Below are 17703 nucleotides of genomic sequence, written 5' to 3'. Positions count from 1 at the left end.
GGGATCATGGCCCCTCACGGCAGAGCGACACGGGACGCGCGACGACGGGGGCACAGGTGGACATGGCGGGCACACGGCGGTTCCCGGTCTGGCTCCTCGCCACCTGGAGTCTGACCAGGCTGGCCCTGCTGCTCTTCGTCTTCAAGGTGTTCGTCTTCCCCGGCCCGGACGTCACCAGCGACGTATCGGTGATCTACCAGGGCTGGTACGACACCCTGCGCACCGGAACGTTCCCCCGCGACGACGTGACCTGGCAGTACCCGCCCGCCGCCGCGCTGGCCGTGCTCTCCCCCGCGCTGCTGCCCTTCCTGGGCTACGCGCACGCCTTCTACGTCCTCGCCTTCCTCGCCGACCTGGCGGTCCTCTGCCTGCTGCAGTACACGGGTCCGCGGCCCGGCACGACGATGCGGGGCGCCTGGGTGTGGGTGGTCGGCGTCGCGCTGCTCGGCCCCACGGTGTACGCCCGCTACGACGTGATGGTGACGGCGGTGGCGGTCGCCGCGCTGCTGGCCGGAGTGCGCCGTCCCCGGCTGATGGGGGCGCTCGTGGGCTTCGGCGCACTGCTGAAGGTGTGGCCCGCGCTGCTGCTGGCGGGCGTCGTCAAGCGCCGGGCCTGGTTCTCCGCGGCGGGGACGGTCGTCGGCCTCGCCGTGCTCTTCGGCCTGACGATGCCCGGCGCCTTCTCCTTCCTGACCTCCCAGCGCGACCGCGGCACGGAGGTCGAGTCGCTGGGCTCGCTGGTCTTCCATGTGGCCCGGCACTTCGGCTGGCAGGGCCAGGTGTTGCTCAACTACGGCTCGGTGGAGTTCCTCGGCCCGTACGTCGACTGGGTCAGCTCGGCGGCCCTGTTCCTGACCGTGATCGCCTTCGGCTGGCTGCTGCTGTGGCGGGTGAGCGTCCGCCGTATGCCACCGCACGGGCCGGCGGACGCCGCCTTCGTGGCGGTGCTGCTGTTCACGGTCACCAGCCGGGTGGTCAGCCCGCAGTACATGGTGTGGCTGGTCGGGCTCGCGGCCGTCTGCCTGTGCTTCCGCGGCAGCCGGATGGCGCTGCCCGGCGGGCTGGTACTGGCCGCCTGCCTGGCCACCGTCCTGGAGTTCCCGCTCTACTTCGGGAACGTCGTCGCCAGCGACCGGCTGGGCGTCACGCTTCTCTTCCTGCGCAACGGTCTGCTGGTGCTCGCCACCGTGACCGCCGCCCTGGAGCTGTGGCGCGGCACGGTCTCGCGCCCGGCCCCCACCGTGCCGCCACAGGCCACCCGCACCCAGGAGACTCTCGCCCCCTCCTGACGGCGCGCCGTCAGGAGCAGCACACCGCACTGCAACGCCATGGCCAGGGCGAGGTCCAGGCAGATGCCGGGCAGCCCGAGCACCGACAGGCCACGGGCGAGCGGCTGCGGCACCCCCGGCAGGCGGAGATCTCGGACCACGTGCGCTTCAACACCGTGCTCGCGTTCCTGCGCCACCTTCCGGACCGCACGGATCAGGCCGCCGTCCTCCGCCGCCGCCTGGACTTCCTGTCGGACTCCGACGGGCTTCTTCCACCGCGACGGCAGACCCGTACGGGCCGAGGAGGCCGACGACCTGTTCCGGCAGGGCATGCTGCGGGTCGCCCGCGCGACGGGCGAGGCGGAAAGGGCATGGCTGAGCGAGGCGATCGAGCAGCTGGAGGGCCGAAAGCCCCCTGAACGACTCGGCGCCTCAGCCCAGTTGCGCCTTGAGATACGCCCGCCACTGCTGCGTGAACTTCTCCGGCGTCGTCCCGAGCACTCCCTTCAGCGCACCCTCGACCGCTCCCGCGCGCTGGTGGTGGTCGCCCACCGCCCGGTAGAAGTCGTTCAGCCGGACCTCCCCCCAGCGCTCGGCGATCATCCGGCAGGCCATCCAGCCGCCCTCGTACGCCTGCGCCAGCTTCCCCGCGTCCCCGGCGAAGGCGAAGTCCGTGTCCTTGGGCAGCGCGGCCGGAAGGTGCCCCAGCGCGACGGAACGGTCGAGTTCGGGAGCCACCTGCGCGGACGTACGGCCGCTGCCGCGGTAGCCGACCCAGTCGGCATACCCCTCCGACAGCCACAGCGGCGTGGCCGCCGTGGTGTGGGCGCGGGTGGCGACATGGGTGGTCTCGTGCGTGAGGACGACCTGCTTGCCCAGGTCACCAAGGACGCCGTAGGCGTCCGGGTTGACGATGATCCGGTCCGCGGGCGTCTTCGCCGTGCCTCCCGCCTCGCCGGTCGTGACCGCCGCGATCCCGCGGTACCCGGAGGCAGGCGCGCCGAGCAGGCCCGCCATCCCCTCCAGGGACCGCGGTACGAGCACCACGACGTGCCCGGGCCAGTCGGCCCCCCATGCCTCGGTGACGGCCGGCACCGCCCGGTCCGCGAGGTTCGCGTACCTCCGCAGCACCTCCCGCGGCTGTCCGACCCCGAGGACCATGCTGTGCGCCCCGCGGACCACCTCGACGACGCCCTGCTCCCACAGTTGCTGGTGGGCCTTCTCGGCGGGCTCGTCGGAACTGACGTACCAGCGCCCGCCTGTACGGGTCAGCCGCAACACGCGGGCCGCGGTGACCGACGCCCGGTCGTACCCCTTGATGCGATACCGCAGTTCGGCGTCTGCGGTGGCCCGGACGCCGGAGCGGCGCAGGGCGGTGACCCGGTACGACCAGGCGGCCAACGGCACGGCGCGGAGGTTGTCGAACGCGGCGGCGCCGGCGGCTGGTTGGCCGGAGGCGTCGCCGGTCGGCGCCTCCGTCGCCAGGAACGCGGGACGGTCGCCGTCCAGGACCGCCGCTGCCCGCCGGTCGAGAACCTGTTGCACGGCGGCCGTCTGGGTGTCCGCCGCGGGCCGCCCGGCACAGCCGACGAGCCCGGCGAGCAGCAGCACACAGCCCGCCACAATCCCCGGAACGCGCCCACGACCAGCCACCTCCCGATCGTACGCGCCGGTCGGGCGCCGAATCGCCGTCCCGGTCAGGGCCTGGTGACCGACGAGATCGGCATCATCCCGACCGAGTCGTAGCGCACCGCGGCCCCCGGATGGGGCGCGTGGATGACCCGGCCGTCGCCGACGTACATCGCCACATGGCTGGCGTCCGAGCGGTAGACGACCAGGTCGCCGGGCCGTGCCTCGGAGAGCGCCACCCGGCGGCCGGCATACCGCTGCTCCTGCGAGGTGCGCGGCAGTCCCACGCCCGCCCGCGCGTACGACCACTGCATGAGGCCCGAACAGTCGAAGCCTCCCGGCCCGTTGGCACCCCACACATACGGGCGGCCCAGGGCGGAGCGGGCCGCGGCGACGGCGGCCGCGGCTCGGGAGCCCGTCGGCACGACATCGGTGAGGTCGGGCACGTCGCCGCCGGAGCGGGACACCCGCTGGTAGTCGGCGCGCTCCGCGAGCGGCAGGGAGTTTAGCAGCCGCTGCGCCGCGGCCAGTTTCCGCTCCACGTCCTTCTTGTGCTGCCCGACCGCCTTGCGGGTCTTCTCCAGCTCGGCGAGTTCGTCGGCCACCACCGCGCGTTCCTGTGCCAGTTCGCGCAGGGCGCCCTGGAGTTCCCTGAGCTGCCCGGCCTGGCGGACGCCGATCCGGTCGAGCACTGCCGCCTTGTCGAGGTAGTCGGCGGGGTTGTCCGAGAACAGCAGCTCGAGGGAGGAGGCAAGGCCGCCGGAGCGGTACTGGGCCCCGGCGAGGGCGCCGAGCGCGTCCCGTATGGCGTTGACGCGGTCCTGTTGCCGGGCGATCCGGTCCTGCGCCCGGCCGACCTGCCGACGCAGCGAACCGGCGTGCTCCCCGGCCTTGTTGTACGCCTCGGTGGCCCGTTCGGCCTCCTGGTACAGAACGTCCACCGCGGCCCCGGGATCGCGCGGCGCGGCATCCGCCGGTACGGCACCGAGGGCCGCGGCAGCCGCGGCGGCGGACAAGACGGCGGCTGTGGCGCCGCGACCCCGGCCGAGGCCGGATGGTGCAAGGCGGCGATGGGACCCCACGTCCGGTCGCACTCCCTTCCGCTGACAAACCCCCACCACCCGGCGGGGGAAACGCGGCAGACAGTAGCCGGGTGATCACTCCCGGGCCAAAGACCCCGACGTGCGCACACAGGTGACGCCCCGCCGCTGACGCAGGTCATCGGCGGGGCGTGGGGTCAGCGGGAGTCGCTGGAATTCGCTCGTTCGGGCGGGCGTGCGGCGTCGCGCAAGAACGTCAGATGCGGACGCCGAACTGGAACGGCATGTCGCCGATCGACTCGTAGCGCACGACGGCACCGGTGTGCGGGGCGTGCAGCACCTGGCCGTTGCCCGCGTAGATGCCTATGTGGTGCAGGTCGCCGTAGAAGAGGACCAGGTCGCCGACCTTGAGGTCGCTCTCGTTGTAGATGCGGGTGCCGGCGTTGGCCTGCGCCTGGGAGGTGCGCGGTATGGAGACGCCGGCCTGGGCGTAGGCCCAGGAGGTCAGACCGGAGCAGTCGAAGGAGGAGGGGCCGGAGGCGCCATAGACGTAGGGCGATCCGATCTTGCTCTGGGCGGCGGAGAAGGCCGCGGCGGCCCGGCCGGAGGCGGCGCTGGCGGAGCCGCTGAGGGCGGTGCGCGCGCTGTCCCGGCTGGCGCGGCTCTGCTCGGCCTGGAGAGCTGCACGCTCCTGGGCGGTGAGGCTGTTGAGGAGCTTCTGCGCCTCGGCGAGCTTGGCCTGGACTTCCTTCTTCTTCTTGCCGAGTTCGGTCCGGGTGGTGGCGAGGTCCTTGAGCTTGTCGGTGGCTTCCTGCCGCTCCTGGGCCAGCTCGCGCTGCTTCTCCTGGATCTTCTTCAGCGCCTCGACCTGCTGGCTGCTCAACTGGTCGAGGGTGGACGCCTTGTCGAGGTAGTCGTCCGGGTTCGAGGAGAGGAAGAGCTGGAGGGAAGGGTCGATGCTGCCGGTGCGGTACTGGGCGCTGGCCATCGTGCCGATGCCGTCGCGCAGCTGGTTGAGCTCCTCCTGGCCGCGGGCGACCTTGTCCTGCAGGGTGGAGATCTCCTTCTGGAGCTTGTCCTGCTTCTCCTTGGCCGCGTCGTACTTCTCGGTGGCCTTCTCCGCCTCTTCGTAGAGGTTGTCGACCTTGGACTTGACCTCGTCCTTGCTCGGCTTCGCGGCGGGGGCGGCGTTGGCGGCCTGCGCGCTGATGGCCACGGCTGCTGCGGCGGCGGTGGTGAGCACGGTCACACGTGCGCGGCTCGGCTGCTTGGGTCGACGGTGGGACGCCACGGGGGCGAGCTCCTTCTTCCTCCAGCCGCCTACCGACACGCCGGCGGGCGGTGCCCCTCCACCGTCACCCACCCTTGTGAGTGATCACCCGTGCGGAGGTTCGAAGCCGACCCTAGTGACCTGACTGTGATCAGTTCAAATCCCGAGCGGGAAAATCGCCGTCACGCAACGCAGTTTTTGCACGAAACTCACGTGCAGTGATGCCGTCTTGACGCTACGTTGCCTGACGATATCCCCAATTCGGGCATGCCCGGCGGATGTTGCGCTTGGTGCGTAGGCGACCCATGGGACGATCGACGCAAGAGGTAAGCCCTGCACGGGAGTCCGTTATGACCTGGAAAGTCGCTTGAGCAGTACCGCCGACGCGACCGGGCGTGCACCTGCCCTGGCGACACCGTCGGCCACCTCGCGGTCGGTGGAGGCCACTATGACCGGTCTGCCCGGCGGCTCCGCCCGCACCAGCTGGCGGATCAACTCGTCGGCGGTGACGCCCGGTTTGGAGAACAGCACCCGCACCCCGCGCGGCGGCGCGAGCAGGACGGGCGCGGCCAGTTCGGCACCGTCGAAGACGCACGTCACCTCGGCGCCGGTCTGCGCGGCGAGCTGGGAGAGCTGCCCGAGCAGCCTGAGCCGCTGCTTCTCCAGCGGCATCTGCGGGTAACCGGTCTTGGTGACGTTGTAGCCGTCGACGACGAGGTGCGCCTGAGGAAGTGCGAGCAACTGGTCGAGGATCGCGGGATCGTTTTCGGACAGCGCACGGGCGGCGATGTCCTTCGGGGTCATCCGTCCCGGTTCCACCGCGTCCACGGTCTCGGCCGGCCGTACGGAGACCGGCGGCAGCGCCAGCTCCCGCCGCAGCCCCTGAGCGGCGTCCAGCACGGTGTCGAGGAGCAGCCGTACGCGCATGTCCTCGACACTGCGCCCTTCACGCGCCGCTCTGCGGGTGGCCTCCAGGGTGGCCTCCACCTCGCTGAGGCGCGCCTTGAGCCGCCGGGTTTCGCTCTCGGCGGCGGACACCTGCGCCTGCCCCTCGGAACGCACGGTCTCGATCTCGCCCTGGACCTTGCGCAGGGCGGCCTCCCCGCGCTTGACGTCGCTGAGGGCGGCACGCAGCTTACGGTGAAGCGATTCGGCTTCCTTGCGCGCCGACTCCAACTCCACGCGCAGCCGTTCGGTCTCGGCCCGCGTCTGGTCGCGGGCGGCCGCCAACTCGCCGCGCAGCCGCTCCAACTCGGCCCGGCTCTCCTCATCGGCGCGCTCGGCGTCCGCGCGCTGGGCCTCCTCGCCGGCCGCGGTCACCAGCTTCACCCAGCCCGCAGGGCGCAGCACGTAGGCCGCGGCCGCCACGTCGAGCGGGTCCGCGGCCGGGGGTGGTGAGCCGGAGTCGAGGGCGCCGGCGAGCTCCGGCTGGGCCTCTCTGAGCTTCTCCCCGATCCGCTGCCGGAACAGGGGATCGGTCTCCAGGGCCGCCGCCATGGCGTTGCCGGCGAACTTGGCCCGCCGGTTCGGGGTGAACCGGGCATACTGGCGCAACTGCGCGGGCAGTTCGCCGAGGGTCAGTCCGCCGAAGCCGTCGGAGACGATCTGCACGACCCGGCGGCGCACGCCGTCGGGCAGCGGACGGTCGAGCACCTCAGCGGCGCCGTCGACCGGCTCCCCGCCTGTGGTCTCCACCATCCGTCACCCCAATGCCTGTGCGAGGCCGCCACCCTCAGGAGCCGGCGCCCGGCCTGTCCACGAGTTCCACTTGATCCACGGCGTTGCACCAGCGGCAACGCACCGACTCGATGGTCTCACTGACCACGTCACGCTCCTCGACCTTCGGTTCTCCGGCCAGATCGAGGTGCACGTACTCCACGACCTTCGACGAGCGGGTGACGTCGAAACGCGTGAGGTTGCCGCAGAGCGTGCAACGCCAACGGGTCGTCTCGGTCGGCAGGGGAACCGTCATCGTGGCTGCTCTTCCTTCTTCCAGTCTCCGTGATGCGCCAGTTTCCCTGGAGCGTGTGGCTCGTAACCCTACGGCCTGGCGGGTACCCTCCGCCCGCCCGCCCATCGCGGCGAGGCACTCTGCGCGGATCGGTCCTGTTACGCCATGCTCTGTCCCATGATCGGCACCTGGAGCAGGACGGCCGCCGGAGCGCTGCGGGGACAGTCGGCGCCGGTGACCTACGGGCTGATCGCCCTGTGCTGTTTGATCTTCGTCATGGGACCGGCCGCGGGCCTGAATCCGGCGTACGGCACCGGGGACACGCTGCTGGCCGCGCAGCGGGCCTATTTCGCCCGCTGGGGCGTGGTGCCCGCGGAGCTGTTCAGCGGGGCGCCACGGGCCACGATCACCCCCGCGACGGCCCTGTTCGTGCACGGCACCTGGGTGCATCTGCTGGGCAACATGCTCTTCCTCTACATCTTCGGTGCGATGGCCGAGGAGCGGATGGGGCACGTGGAGTTCGCCCTGTTCTACCTGGGCTGTGGCTATCTGGCGCTGATCGGGTACGCGGCGGCCAATGCCGAGTCCACGCAGACGCTCGTCGGGGCCTCCGGAGCCATCTCCGCGGTCCTCGGCGCGTTCCTGTTTTTGTTCCCCAAAGCCAGGGTGACCAGTCTTTTCCCGTTCCTGCTCTTCCTGCCGCTGCGCTTCCCGGCCTGGGTGGTGCTGCCCTTCTGGGCGACCCTGCAGTGGATGGCGGCGGGCCGCGCCACCCAGGGCCCCGGGGTCGCGTACCTGGCCCACCTGGTCGGCTTCAGCCTCGGCTTCGTCTACGCATGGGTGCGCTACGGCCGTACGAGTAGGGTGAAACCCCCAGCCCAGGCCCCCGAGGGAGAACAGCAGCCGTGATCACCGCGATCGTGCTCATCAAGACCAGCGTGGACCGGATCCCCGAGATCGCCGAGTCGATCGCCGCGCTGGACTCCGTCAGCGAGGTCTTCTCCGTCACCGGCACCTACGACCTCATCGCCATGGTCCGGGTGAGGGCCCACGACGACCTCGCGGACGTCATCCCCGGCCGGATCAGCAAGATCCCCGGTGTCCTGGCCACCGACACCCATGTCGCGTTCCGCACCTACTCCCAGCACGACCTGGAGGCGGCCTTCGCGATCGGGCTGGACAACTAGACGCATCCGGCCGCCGAGGGCGGCTCGCCCCCTTCCGCCCCGGGGCGGGCGGGAGGGAGCTTGACGCCTGCGCCTCTGCCGATCAGACCGCAGGGACGCAACGGCCGTCCTCCGTGCGGTAGTTCCACTTCGCGCCGTCGCGGACGAGCTCCTTGACCGCGCGGACGAACCGCTCCACGTGCTCGTCGGGAGTGCCCGCGCCGAAGCTGACGCGGATCGCGTTCAGCGACTTCTCGCCGGGCGCGGCCTCGGGGGCGCCGCACTCGCCCTGGGTCTGTGGGTCGCTGCCCAGCAGGGTGCGCACCAGCGGATGGGCGCAGAACAGGCCGTCGCGGACGCCGATGCCGTACTCCGCGGAGAGAGCGGCGGCGAAGTGGGAGCTGTTCCAGCCCTCGACCACGAAGGAGATGACGCCGACGCGGGGCGCGTCGGCGCCGAAGAGGGAGAGCACCTTCACCTCGGGGACCTCGGCGAGCCCTTCCCTGACCTTCCCGATCAGGTACTGCTCACGGGCGACGAGCGTGTCGAAGCCGGCCTCGGTGAGGACCTTGCACGCGGAGGCGATGGAATAGGCACCGATGACGTTGGGCGAGCCCGCCTCGTGCCGGGCGGCGGTCTCGTGCCACTCGACGTCCACTCCCCCGTCGGTGCGCCGGGCGACCTTGCGACTGGCTCCGCCGCCCGCGAGGTAGGGCTCGGCCCCGCGCAGCCAGTCGGCGCGGCCTGCCAGGACGCCGGAGCCGAAGGGGGCGTACAGCTTGTGGCCGGAGAAGGCGACCCAGTCGACGTCGAGGTCCTTGACCGACACCGGGTGGTGCGGGGCCAGCTGGGCGGCATCCAGGACGATACGCGCGCCGTGCGCGTGGGCGGCCGCCGCCAGCTCACGCACGGGCCACAGCTCACCCGTGACGTTGGAGGCGCCCGTGACGCAGACGAGTGCCGGGCCGTGGGGGTCCCGGTCCGCGAGGGCGCACTCCAGGGTCCGGGCGGCCTCCTGCGGGGTGCGCGGGGCGTTGAGGTAGGTGACGCGGGCGCCGCGCCAGGGCAGCAGCGAGGCGTGGTGCTCGGTCTCGAAGACGAAGACCTGGCAGTCGGCCGGGAGGGTGGCGGCGAGGAGGTTGAGCGAGTCGGTGGTCGACCGGGTGAAGATCACCTGGTCGTCTTCGCGGCAGTCGAGGAACCCGCCGACGGTCCGGCGGGCGTTCTCGAAGAGGTCCGTGGACAACTGCGACAGGTACCCGGCGCCGCGGTGGACGCTGCCGTAGTACGGCGCGTACGCCGCCACGTCGTCCCAGACCCGCTGGAGCGCCGGGGCGCTGGCCGCGTAGTCGAGCGCGGCGTAGGTGACTTCGCCGCCCGTGACGAGCGGGACGGTGACATCCCGGCCCAGGACGGGCAGCGGGGCACAAACGGACTGGTCGGCGGCAACGGTGGAGACGGACATGGGTGCACTCCCGTGAAAGCAGGCAGAGTCGCCGTGCCGGACGGCGCGCACAACCGTGCGCGGCTGCGTCAACAGCACGCGAAAGGGTGAAAAGGGGTGAAAGGGCGATGCGGAGGCGGGGCTCTGCGGCCCTATCGCATTCGCTTGCTCACGGAAGGCTCCCTCGAACGACCAGGACCCCTGGAAGTGCGCTTGATCACAAGCGGGAGGGGTCCGCGCTTGCCGCGAACCTCGCTGCCCACGGCCTGGTCTTCACCCGGGGCACCCCGCCACGGACGGAGGGTTGCCGGACAGCCGACCGGGGCCGAATGGCTGTCGCTCATGACCTGGGAAGGACAGTAAGCGGGTTGATCGCTTGGCCGCAACTGCTGTCCGGATGCCGGGATGCACAGAGGGTTACGAGGGCTCGGAGCCGATGCGGTGCCGCCCGCCGGGGCAACGTACGGGCGGGCGGCACAGGCAACGGCATACCGCTAGGCGTGGCTCGCGGACACCCACCGGTCCAGCGTGCGCTTCGCGGCCCCCGAGTCGATCGCCTCCGCGGCCCTTTCCATACCGGCCCGGATCTGGTCCGCCAGCGTCCCGGATCCCGGTTCCAGCGCCACCAGCGCCGCCGCCGAGTTCAGCAGCACGGCGTCCCGTACGGGCCCCGTCTCGCCCTCGAGCAGCCGTCGTGCGACCTCGGCGTTGTAGGAGGCGTCAGCGCCCCGCAGCGCCTCCACCGGCACCAGCTCCAGGCCGACGTCCCGCGGGTCGAAGGACTCCTCGGTCACCTTGCCGTCGCGGACCACCCACACCCGGGACGTCGACGTCGTCGTCAGCTCGTCCAGGCCGTCGTCGCCCCGGAAGACCAGGGACGAGTTCCCGCGCTTCGCGAAGACTCCCGCCACGATCGGCGCCATCCGCGCATCCGCGACGCCCACCGCCTGCGCCCTCACCTTCGCCGGGTTCGTCAGCGGGCCCAGGACATTGAACGTCGTACGGATGCCCAGCTGGCCGCGCGCCGCGGCCACGTGCCGCAGCGCCGGGTGGAACTTCACCGCGAAGCAGAAGGTGATCCCGGCCTCCTCGGCCACTTCGGCCACCCGCTGCACCGTGAGCTCCAGATCGACCCCGAGCTTCTCCAGCACATCCGATGCCCCGGAGGCGGACGAGGCGGCCCGGTTGCCGTGCTTGACGACCTTCGCGCCCGTTCCGGCGACGACGATCGAGGACATCGTGGAGATGTTCACCGTCTTGGCGCCGTCGCCGCCCGTACCGACGATGTCGACCGTCGGTCCGGGGACCTCGATGACGTTCGCGTGCTCGTACATCGCCCGGACGAGCCCTGTGATCTCCTCGACGGTCTCGCCCTTGGCGCGCAGCGCCACCGCGAACCCGGCGATCTGCGCGTCGGTCGCCTCGCCGCGCATGATCCGGTCCATCGCCCACGCCGTCGCGTCGGCACTCTGGTCACGGCCCTCCAACAGGGCGTTCAGGACCGCGGGCCAGGAACGGCCCGCCGCGGTGTCGCCTCCAGCGGGGGTCACAGCGCTCATCAGCCGCTCCTGGGTCGGTGTCCCGGACGGGACGCACGTGTCGGACAGGTCCACCCTATCCAGCGCCGGGCACGGCAAAGGGCCCGGTCCATGCAATGGACGGGGCCCTTCGACCGTGGCGTGGCGCGCGCAGCGATCAGTGGTGGCCGTGGCCGCTCGTGATCTCCTTGTACTCCTCGACCGTGGGCTTGGGGATCTGGTTGGTGTCCCCGTAGTAGCCGTAGCTGAGCTTGGAGCGCAGCTTGTCCGTGGCCTTGATCTTCCGCTCGACCCCGTTCTCGTCGACCGTCGGGCCGATCTCGGCCGGCTTGTACTGCTCATGCGCCGTGAGCGTGTGCAGCTGCTCCTGGCTGAGCGGCTCGTGCACCTCGATGAACTCACCGTGCGGCAGTCGCTTGATGATGCCCGACTCACGGCCGTGCAGCACCTTGTCGCGGTCCCGGCGCTGGAGGCCGAGGCAGATCCGCTTGGTCACGACGAACACGAGCACCGGCATCACGAAGAAGGCGACGCGGACGAACCAGGTGATCGCGTTGATCGACAGGTGGAAGTGCGTGGCCCAGATGTCGTTGCCGCCGCCCATCAGCAGGACGAAGTACCAGGCGATCCACGCGGCACCGAAGGCCGTACGCGTCGGCGCGTTGCGCGGCCGGTCCAGGATGTGGTGCTCGCGCTTGTCGCCGGTGACCCAGGACTCGATGAACGGGTAGACCGCGATGGCGACCAGGACCAGCGGGAAGATCACCAGCGGGATGAACACACCCAGGACGAGCGTGTGACCCCAGACGTTGACCTCCCAGCCCGGCATCGTGCGGATCAGACCCTCGGAGAAGCCCATGTACCAGTCGGGCTGGGCACCCGTGGACACCTGGTCCGGACGGTAGGGGCCGAAGACCCAGATCGGGTTGATCGTGGCGATGGCCGCGATGGCCGCGATGACACCGAAGACCAGGAAGAAGAAGCCTCCGGCCTTGGCCATGTACACCGGCAGCAGCGGCATGCCGACGACGTTGTTGTTCGTCTTTCCGGGACCCGCGAACTGCGTGTGCTTGTGGTAGATGACCAGGATCAGGTGGCCCACCACCAGACCGAGCATGATGCCCGGCAGCAGCAGGATGTGGATCGAGTAGAAGCGGGCCACGAAGTCGCCGCCCGGGAACTGACCGCCGAAGAGGAAGAACGACAGGTACGTGCCGACGATCGGCACGGACAGGATCGCGCCCTCCATGAAGCGGACACCGGTGCCGGAGAGCAGGTCGTCCGGGAGCGAGTAACCGGTGAAGCCGGTGAACATGCCCAGGACGAACAGCAGGAAGCCGAACAGCCAGTTGATCTCACGCGGCTTGCGGAACGCGCCCGTGAAGAACACGCGCATCATGTGCACGAACATGCCGGCGAGGAAGATCAGCGCAGCCCAGTGGTGGATCTGCCGGATGAGCAGACCGCCACGCACATCGAAGCTGATGTGCATCGTGGAGTTGAAGGCCTCGCTCATCATCTGACCCTGCAGCGGCACATAGCTGCCGTGGTACGCCACCTCGTTCATCGACGGGTGGAAGAACAGCGTCAGATACACACCCGTGAGGATGATGACGATGAAGCTGTAGAGGCAGACCTCGCCCAACATGAACGACCAGTGGTCGGGGAAGATCTTGCGCATGTTGGACTTGGCCAGGGAGTAGATCCCCAGGCGGCCGTCGGCCCAGTCCGCGAGGCGCTCGCCGGCCGGTGCCCGTCCGCGCGAGCCGCCCGCCGCGTCGGCGGCAGATGGGTTCGTGTTGCTCGGTGTAGTACTCATCCGCGCTCCCAGAAAGCAGGACCGACGGGCTCTTCGAAGTCGCCGAGCGCCTCGAGGTAGCCGTCCGCGTTGACGCCGATGCGCAGCTGCGGCAGGGCGTGACCGGCCGGGCCGAAGATGACCCGGGCACCGTCGGAGAGGTCGAAGGTGGACTGGTGGCACGGGCAGAGGACGTGGTGCGTCTGCTGCTCGTACAGGGAGATCGGGCAACCGACGTGGGTGCAGATCTTCGAGTAGGCCACGATGCCCTCGTGGGACCACTCGAGTTCCTTCTTGTCCTTGATGTTCTCCGGCTGCAGCCGGACGATCATCAGGGCGGCCTTGGCGATCTGTACCTGGAAGTCCTCGTCGGTCTCCTCCAGGCCTTCGGGCTTGGCGAAGGTGAGGGAGCCGACCGCGACGTCGGCGGGACGCAGCGGCTCGTTCGTGTTCATGTTGACGAGGAGCTTGCCCTTGGACCAGAGCGTGTGACGCAGCGAGGTGCCGGGCAGCGTGCCCAGGTCGCGCAGCAGCACGACTCCGGAGAGCGGGAACAGGGCCAGCGCGCCGAACATCGTGTTGCGGATCAGCTTGCGACGGCCGAGCGCGGACTCCTTGGCACCCTGCTGGAAGTCGGCGAGGACCTTCGCCTTGACCTCCGGGGGCGCCTCGATCGGGTGACGCTCGTCGGCGATCTCCACGTCGGACATCAGGGTGCGGGCCCAGTGGACCGCGCCCGCGCCGATCGCGAACAGCGCCACGCCCAGCGTCAGGCCCAGCGCGAAGTTCAACGCGCTGATGTGCCCGATCGGAAAGACGTAGATCGACTTGTCGTTCGGGATCGTGACGTACGAGGCGATGAAGCCGACGGTGGCCAGCATCGACACGGTGAACAGCAGGGCGACCGTGCGCTCTGAACGCTTGGCGGCCCGCTCGTCGATGTCCTGGATGCGGTGCTCGTGGGGCGGCAGTCCCGGGTCGGCGAACGGGTTCACCTCGTCCGCCACCGTCACTGCGCCGTGCGCGGTGTCCTGCTCAGCAGGCAGGTTCTCTTCTGGAATGTCGTGGCTACTCATGACTTCTTGGCCTTTGCGGTCCGAGCGGCGACCCAGACGGCGACCGCGATCAGCGCGCCCAAGCCGAAGATCCAGGCGAACAGGCCCTCGGAGACCGGTCCGAGACCGCCCAGTTCGAGGCCACCGGGGCTCTCGGTCTGGTCACCGTTGACCGCGTTGAGGTACGCGATGATGTCCTTCTTGTTCTGCTGCGACAGCGTCGTGTCGGGGAAGGACGGCATGTTCTGCGGGCCGGTCTGCATGGCCTCGTAGATGTGCTTCGGGTCGACACCCTCCAGGCTCGGCGCGTACTTGCCGTGCGTCAGCGCGCCGCCCTTGCCGCCGGTGTTGTGGCACTGAGCGCAGTTGGTACGGAAGAGCTCACCACCGCGGGCGATGTCGGCGCCCTGAGGGCCGTATTCGTTCTCCGTCGGTACGGCCGGGCCGGCGCCGAGGGAGGCGATGTACGCCGCGAGCTGGTCGATCTGGGCCTGCGTGTAGATGTTCTTCTTCCGCGGCACCTGGGGGCCCTGCGAGGTGGCGGCGGGCATACGACCGGTGCCGACCTGGAAGTCGACGGCCGCCGCACCGACGCCCACCAGGCTCGGGCCGTCGGAAGAGCCCTGACCGCCGGTGCCGTGGCAGCTGGCACAGCCCACCTGGTAGAGCTTCTTGCCCTCCTCGATGGCGAGGGACTGGGCGGTGTCATCGGCCTGTGCCTTCTCGGCGGGCGCGAACGCGGCGTACAGCCCCCCGGAGAGCGTCAGCGCGATGAGTAGGACGACGAGCGCCGCCATCGGATGGCGTCGTCGTGCGGAGAGCTTTTTCACGGATTACCCCGGTGTCAGGATCTTCTGCGTCGATGCTTCTGGAAATGGATCGGATCGTCGCGGGCGATCGGTTCTCCCCGATCGGGTGACCGTCCGCCGCGACCGACGGCCGACTACTTGATCATGTAGATCGTGGCGAAGAGGCCGATCCAGACGACATCGACGAAGTGCCAGTAGTAGGACACGACGATGGCGGCGGTCGCCTGCTCGTGGGTGAACCTGCGCGCCGCGTAGGTGCGGCCGAGGACCAGCAGGAAGGCGATCAGACCACCCGTCACGTGCAGGCCGTGGAAGCCGGTGGTCAGGTAGAACACCGAGCCGTACGGGTCCGAGGAGAGCGAGAGGCCGTCCTTCTTCACCAGCTCGGTGTACTCGAAGATCTGTCCGCCGACGAAGATCGAACCCATGATGAAGGTGACGATGAACCAGCCCCGGAGCTTCTTCACGTCACCGCGCTCGGCCGCGAACACGCCGAGCTGGCAGGTGAGGGAGGAGAGCACCAGGATCGTGGTGTTCGTCGCCGAGAACGGGAAGTTGAGATGGCTGGCCATCTCCTTCCAGTGAGTCGGCCCGGTCACCGATCGCAGGGTGAAGTACATCGCGAAGAGGGCCGCGAAGAACATCAGCTCGGAACTCAGCCAGATGATGGTTCCGACGCTGGTGAGGTTCGGCCGGTTGACCGACGGGTGCGCGTGCCCGGTTTCTACTGTCGTTGCTGTCGCCACGACCGACATTATGTCGGTCGCTTATCCCGCCCTCACCCCGGGGGGTGCCGTTCGGAGGGTCCATGGCGTGTGTACTGCCCGTATGGCCCATCGAAGCCGTGTCCGAACCGCTGTTGAGCACGTGTTCAAGGGAGTAGCATCCGCCCCAACGGTCCGTTCCGTACGACGCTGACGTCCCGGAGGAAGCATGCAGCCGACCGCCACGGTGCTGGTGTACAGCGACGACTCCAACACGCGCGAGCAGGTCCGGCTCGCGGCCGGGCGCAGGCCGGCCCCGGACGTTCCCGAGGTCCGGTTCGTGGAGTGCGCGACTCCGGACGCCGTCATCAAGGAACTGGACCGGGGCGGCATCGACGTGTGCGTCCTGGACGGCGAGGCCGTGCCGATGGGCGGGATGGGCGTCTGCCGGCAGATCAAGGACGAGATCTTCAACTGCCCGCCGGTGCTGTTGCTGATCGCGCGGCCGCAGGATGCGTGGCTGGCCACGTGGAGCCGGGCCGACGCCGCTGTGGCGTTGCCGGTGGAGCCGGTGGAGTTCGCCTCCGCTTTGGCTGCGCTGTTGCGCCGTAAGGCCCTTGTCGGCGCCTGAGAGCCCGGTCTGACAGGTTCCGAGGCCGGCTACGGCTACAGGTCCATGGTGGCTTCCCCGCGCCCCTGAGGGGCGCGGGCGCCCCCCTTCACGCAGACTCCGGGCGCAGTCGTGCGCTGTCCTGGGGACTCCGGCCGTCGGGTGTGCCCGCGACGAGGGCGCTGCCCTTGCGCCACTTCGCCCAGTCGACGTTCCAGTCGCCGAAGCCGTTGCCGAACGGTTCCATCTGCTTGCCGTAGGAGTTGACGACCTTGACGATGTCGCCGTCCCGTACGGTGTTGAAGAACCACCTGGCGTACGAGTTGCTCATGCCGGTGCAGCCGTGGCTGACGTTGGCGTACCCCTGTTGTCCGACGGACCAGGGCGCTGCGTGCACGTACTCGCCGCTCCAGGTGACCTGGGCCGCCCAGTAGACGTTCAGGTCGTAGGAGTCGCTTGAGTTCTGCGAGATGCCGATCGTGGTCCCGCGCATCCGTACGAAGTACTGCTTGCCCAGCACCACCTTGACTCCGTTGCGCGTCTCGTACCCGCGCTTGCCGGTCGTGATGGGTATCCGATTTATCACCTCGTCGTTCTTGTAGACCGTCATCTGGTGCGAGGCCGCGTCGGTGAGGGCGACTATGCGGTCGCCCGTGGTGAGCTTCACGGACTTCGTCTCGCCGCCCCAGAGGCGGTCCGCGACCTTCACGCCCGAGAGGTCGCTGTGGGCCGTGATGGTGGCGTGCACGGGCCAGTACTCCTGGGGGCGGTAGTGCAGCGTCTTGTCGTCCACCCAGTACCAGGAGCCCTGGACCGCGGGTACGGAGTCCACCTTGAGGGCACGCTCGACGATGGCCCGGGACGTCTTGTCCTTGACGGGCTCGCTGAGTTCGGCGGTGACGGGCTGACCGACGCCGTAGGTCCCGCTGTCGGGGCCGAAGGTGACGTTCAGCTTCTTGCTCTTGGGGGTTCCGGTGTCGAACTCGATGACTTTGCGGCCGGGTGCGCCGTCCTCGTCCTCCGTGCTCACCCGGACCGTGTAGTGGGTGCCTGCGGCCAGCGGTGAGGTGCTGTGCCAGCGGCTGCCGTCGGCGGAGAGCTCACCGGCCACGTAGCGTCCCCGGGCGTCGGTGGCAGTGACGTCCGTGATGCGCCCGTCCTCATCCGAGGCGGTGATCTCCAGGGGCTTGTCGGGGTCGACCTTCTTGTCGTTGCCGGCAGGCGCGTTGTACGCGATCTCGTCCGTCGCGTCGTACGGATTCGCTGAGAGCGGGTTCTCGCCCGACCCACAGGCGACCAGGCCGGTGCCGAGGGCGAGCACCAGAAAGGTGCAACCGACGACCGTGCGGTGTCGCGGGCGCGCGCTCCGGAAGAACACTGAGTGGCTCATGACCTCACGCTATGGACGTCTGTCAACTATG

At 69.7% G+C, this 17703-nt stretch carries 16 protein-coding genes, 1 pseudogene and 1 riboswitch; of the genes and pseudogenes, 5 read left to right on the top strand and 12 right to left on the bottom strand.

The genetic code is table 11. The features are described from left to right. Nucleotides 1-62: 62 nt before the first annotated feature. Together ACZ3TS_RS02735 and ACZ3TS_RS02730 are read left to right on the top strand one after the other, a co-directional pair. Entirely contained in the window at nucleotides 63-1289 is a 1227-nt protein-coding gene (locus ACZ3TS_RS02735) for a glycosyltransferase 87 family protein (protein ID WP_467613113.1), read from the top strand. Nucleotides 1290-1381: 92 nt separating this feature from the next. Beyond that, nucleotides 1382-1670, top strand: a pseudogene (locus ACZ3TS_RS02730) (PadR family transcriptional regulator); the annotation flags it as partial. 30 nt (nucleotides 1671-1700) lie between these two features. Here ACZ3TS_RS02730 and ACZ3TS_RS02725 read toward each other — a convergent pair. The 5 genes from ACZ3TS_RS02725 to ACZ3TS_RS02705 form a co-directional block, all read right to left on the bottom strand. Then, on the bottom strand, nucleotides 1701-2921 hold the full coding sequence (locus ACZ3TS_RS02725) for a hypothetical protein (RefSeq protein WP_467613110.1): 1221 nt from the start codon (nucleotides 2919-2921) through the stop codon (nucleotides 1701-1703). Between the two features lie 44 nt (nucleotides 2922-2965). Beyond that, a complete protein-coding gene (locus tag ACZ3TS_RS02720; protein WP_467613108.1) occupies nucleotides 2966-3979 on the bottom strand; it encodes a C40 family peptidase in 1014 nt (337 codons plus the stop codon). A gap of 214 nt (nucleotides 3980-4193) precedes the next feature. Continuing rightward, complete coding sequence (locus ACZ3TS_RS02715) at nucleotides 4194-5228, bottom strand: C40 family peptidase (protein WP_467613105.1); 1035 nt, start codon at nucleotides 5226-5228, stop codon at nucleotides 4194-4196. Nucleotides 5229-5555: 327 nt separating this feature from the next. Beyond that, nucleotides 5556-6905, bottom strand: a complete 1350-nt coding sequence (locus ACZ3TS_RS02710; RefSeq protein WP_467613102.1) for an NYN domain-containing protein — start codon at nucleotides 6903-6905, stop codon at nucleotides 5556-5558. 34 nt (nucleotides 6906-6939) lie between these two features. Next, a complete protein-coding gene (locus tag ACZ3TS_RS02705) occupies nucleotides 6940-7179 on the bottom strand; it encodes a hypothetical protein (protein WP_451150643.1) in 240 nt (79 codons plus the stop codon). Nucleotides 7180-7335: 156 nt separating this feature from the next. On the opposite strand from ACZ3TS_RS02705, the gene ACZ3TS_RS02700 reads away from it, so the two are divergent. Both ACZ3TS_RS02700 and ACZ3TS_RS02695 read left to right on the top strand, forming a co-directional pair. Continuing rightward, on the top strand, nucleotides 7336-8067 hold the full coding sequence (locus ACZ3TS_RS02700; RefSeq protein WP_467613098.1) for a rhomboid family intramembrane serine protease: 732 nt from the start codon (nucleotides 7336-7338) through the stop codon (nucleotides 8065-8067). Beyond that, nucleotides 8064-8345: an Lrp/AsnC family transcriptional regulator gene (locus ACZ3TS_RS02695; protein WP_467613095.1), complete on the top strand. Its 282-nt coding sequence runs from the start codon at nucleotides 8064-8066 to the stop codon at nucleotides 8343-8345. Before ACZ3TS_RS02700 ends, ACZ3TS_RS02695 begins: the two co-directional genes overlap by 4 nt. Nucleotides 8346-8427: 82 nt before the next feature. Here the strand turns inward: ACZ3TS_RS02695 and ACZ3TS_RS02690 are convergent, their stop codons facing one another. From ACZ3TS_RS02690 to ctaE, 6 genes are all read right to left on the bottom strand, one after another. After that, on the bottom strand, nucleotides 8428-9789 hold the full coding sequence (locus ACZ3TS_RS02690; protein ID WP_467613092.1) for an aminotransferase class V-fold PLP-dependent enzyme: 1362 nt from the start codon (nucleotides 9787-9789) through the stop codon (nucleotides 8428-8430). A 210-nt stretch (nucleotides 9790-9999) separates the two neighbouring features. Then, a riboswitch (SAM riboswitch) is annotated at nucleotides 10000-10116 on the bottom strand. A gap of 146 nt (nucleotides 10117-10262) precedes the next feature. Next, nucleotides 10263-11327, bottom strand: a complete 1065-nt coding sequence (trpD, locus tag ACZ3TS_RS02685; protein ID WP_467613089.1) for an anthranilate phosphoribosyltransferase — start codon at nucleotides 11325-11327, stop codon at nucleotides 10263-10265. Between the two features lie 136 nt (nucleotides 11328-11463). Then, complete coding sequence (qcrB, locus tag ACZ3TS_RS02680; RefSeq protein WP_467613086.1) at nucleotides 11464-13125, bottom strand: cytochrome bc1 complex cytochrome b subunit; 1662 nt, start codon at nucleotides 13123-13125, stop codon at nucleotides 11464-11466. Then, nucleotides 13122-14180 (bottom strand): cytochrome bc1 complex Rieske iron-sulfur subunit, encoded by a 1059-nt coding sequence (gene qcrA, locus ACZ3TS_RS02675; RefSeq protein WP_467613083.1) that lies wholly within the window; start codon nucleotides 14178-14180, stop codon nucleotides 13122-13124. The genes qcrB and qcrA overlap by 4 nt, the downstream gene beginning before the upstream one ends. Further along, nucleotides 14177-14989 carry a cytochrome bc1 complex diheme cytochrome c subunit gene (qcrC, locus tag ACZ3TS_RS02670; RefSeq protein ID WP_467613080.1) on the bottom strand — a complete coding sequence of 271 codons (813 nt, stop codon included), beginning with the start codon at nucleotides 14987-14989 and terminating at the stop codon, nucleotides 14177-14179. Before qcrC ends, qcrA begins: the two co-directional genes overlap by 4 nt. 113 nt (nucleotides 14990-15102) lie before the next feature. After that, the gene (ctaE, locus tag ACZ3TS_RS02665; RefSeq protein ID WP_467613077.1) at nucleotides 15103-15723 is read right to left on the bottom strand and encodes an aa3-type cytochrome oxidase subunit III; all 621 of its coding nucleotides are present in this window, start codon (nucleotides 15721-15723) and stop codon (nucleotides 15103-15105) included. A 178-nt stretch (nucleotides 15724-15901) separates the two neighbouring features. On the opposite strand from ctaE, the gene ACZ3TS_RS02660 reads away from it, so the two are divergent. Beyond that, nucleotides 15902-16303 (top strand): response regulator, encoded by a 402-nt coding sequence (locus tag ACZ3TS_RS02660; RefSeq protein WP_467613074.1) that lies wholly within the window; start codon nucleotides 15902-15904, stop codon nucleotides 16301-16303. Nucleotides 16304-16391: 88 nt separating this feature from the next. Here ACZ3TS_RS02660 and ACZ3TS_RS02655 read toward each other — a convergent pair whose 3' ends face one another. Then, nucleotides 16392-17672: a L,D-transpeptidase gene (locus ACZ3TS_RS02655; RefSeq protein WP_467613072.1), complete on the bottom strand. Its 1281-nt coding sequence runs from the start codon at nucleotides 17670-17672 to the stop codon at nucleotides 16392-16394. Nucleotides 17673-17703 lie beyond the last annotated feature (31 nt).

Source organism: Streptomyces sp. NPDC022910, from assembly GCF_055561075.1.
Note: the sequence above shows the minus strand (reverse complement) of the source record. Positions and strands in the feature narration are given on the sequence as shown.

Coding starts and splice junctions, on each gene's coding strand:
- ACZ3TS_RS02705 (WP_451150643.1), bottom strand. CDS start 7,179: ATGACGGTTCCCCTGCCGACCGAGACGACCCGTTGGCGTTGCACGCTC.
- qcrB (WP_467613086.1), bottom strand. CDS start 13,125: ATGAGTACTACACCGAGCAACACGAACCCATCTGCCGCCGACGCGGCG.
- qcrA (WP_467613083.1), bottom strand. CDS start 14,180: ATGAGTAGCCACGACATTCCAGAAGAGAACCTGCCTGCTGAGCAGGAC.
- ctaE (WP_467613077.1), bottom strand. CDS start 15,723: ATGTCGGTCGTGGCGACAGCAACGACAGTAGAAACCGGGCACGCGCAC.
- ACZ3TS_RS02690 (WP_467613092.1), bottom strand. CDS start 9,789: ATGTCCGTCTCCACCGTTGCCGCCGACCAGTCCGTTTGTGCCCCGCTG.
- ACZ3TS_RS02700 (WP_467613098.1), top strand. CDS start 7,336: ATGATCGGCACCTGGAGCAGGACGGCCGCCGGAGCGCTGCGGGGACAG.
- ACZ3TS_RS02655 (WP_467613072.1), bottom strand. CDS start 17,672: ATGAGCCACTCAGTGTTCTTCCGGAGCGCGCGCCCGCGACACCGCACG.
- trpD (WP_467613089.1), bottom strand. CDS start 11,327: ATGAGCGCTGTGACCCCCGCTGGAGGCGACACCGCGGCGGGCCGTTCC.
- ACZ3TS_RS02710 (WP_467613102.1), bottom strand. CDS start 6,905: ATGGTGGAGACCACAGGCGGGGAGCCGGTCGACGGCGCCGCTGAGGTG.
- ACZ3TS_RS02660 (WP_467613074.1), top strand. CDS start 15,902: ATGCAGCCGACCGCCACGGTGCTGGTGTACAGCGACGACTCCAACACG.
- ACZ3TS_RS02735 (WP_467613113.1), top strand. CDS start 63: ATGGCGGGCACACGGCGGTTCCCGGTCTGGCTCCTCGCCACCTGGAGT.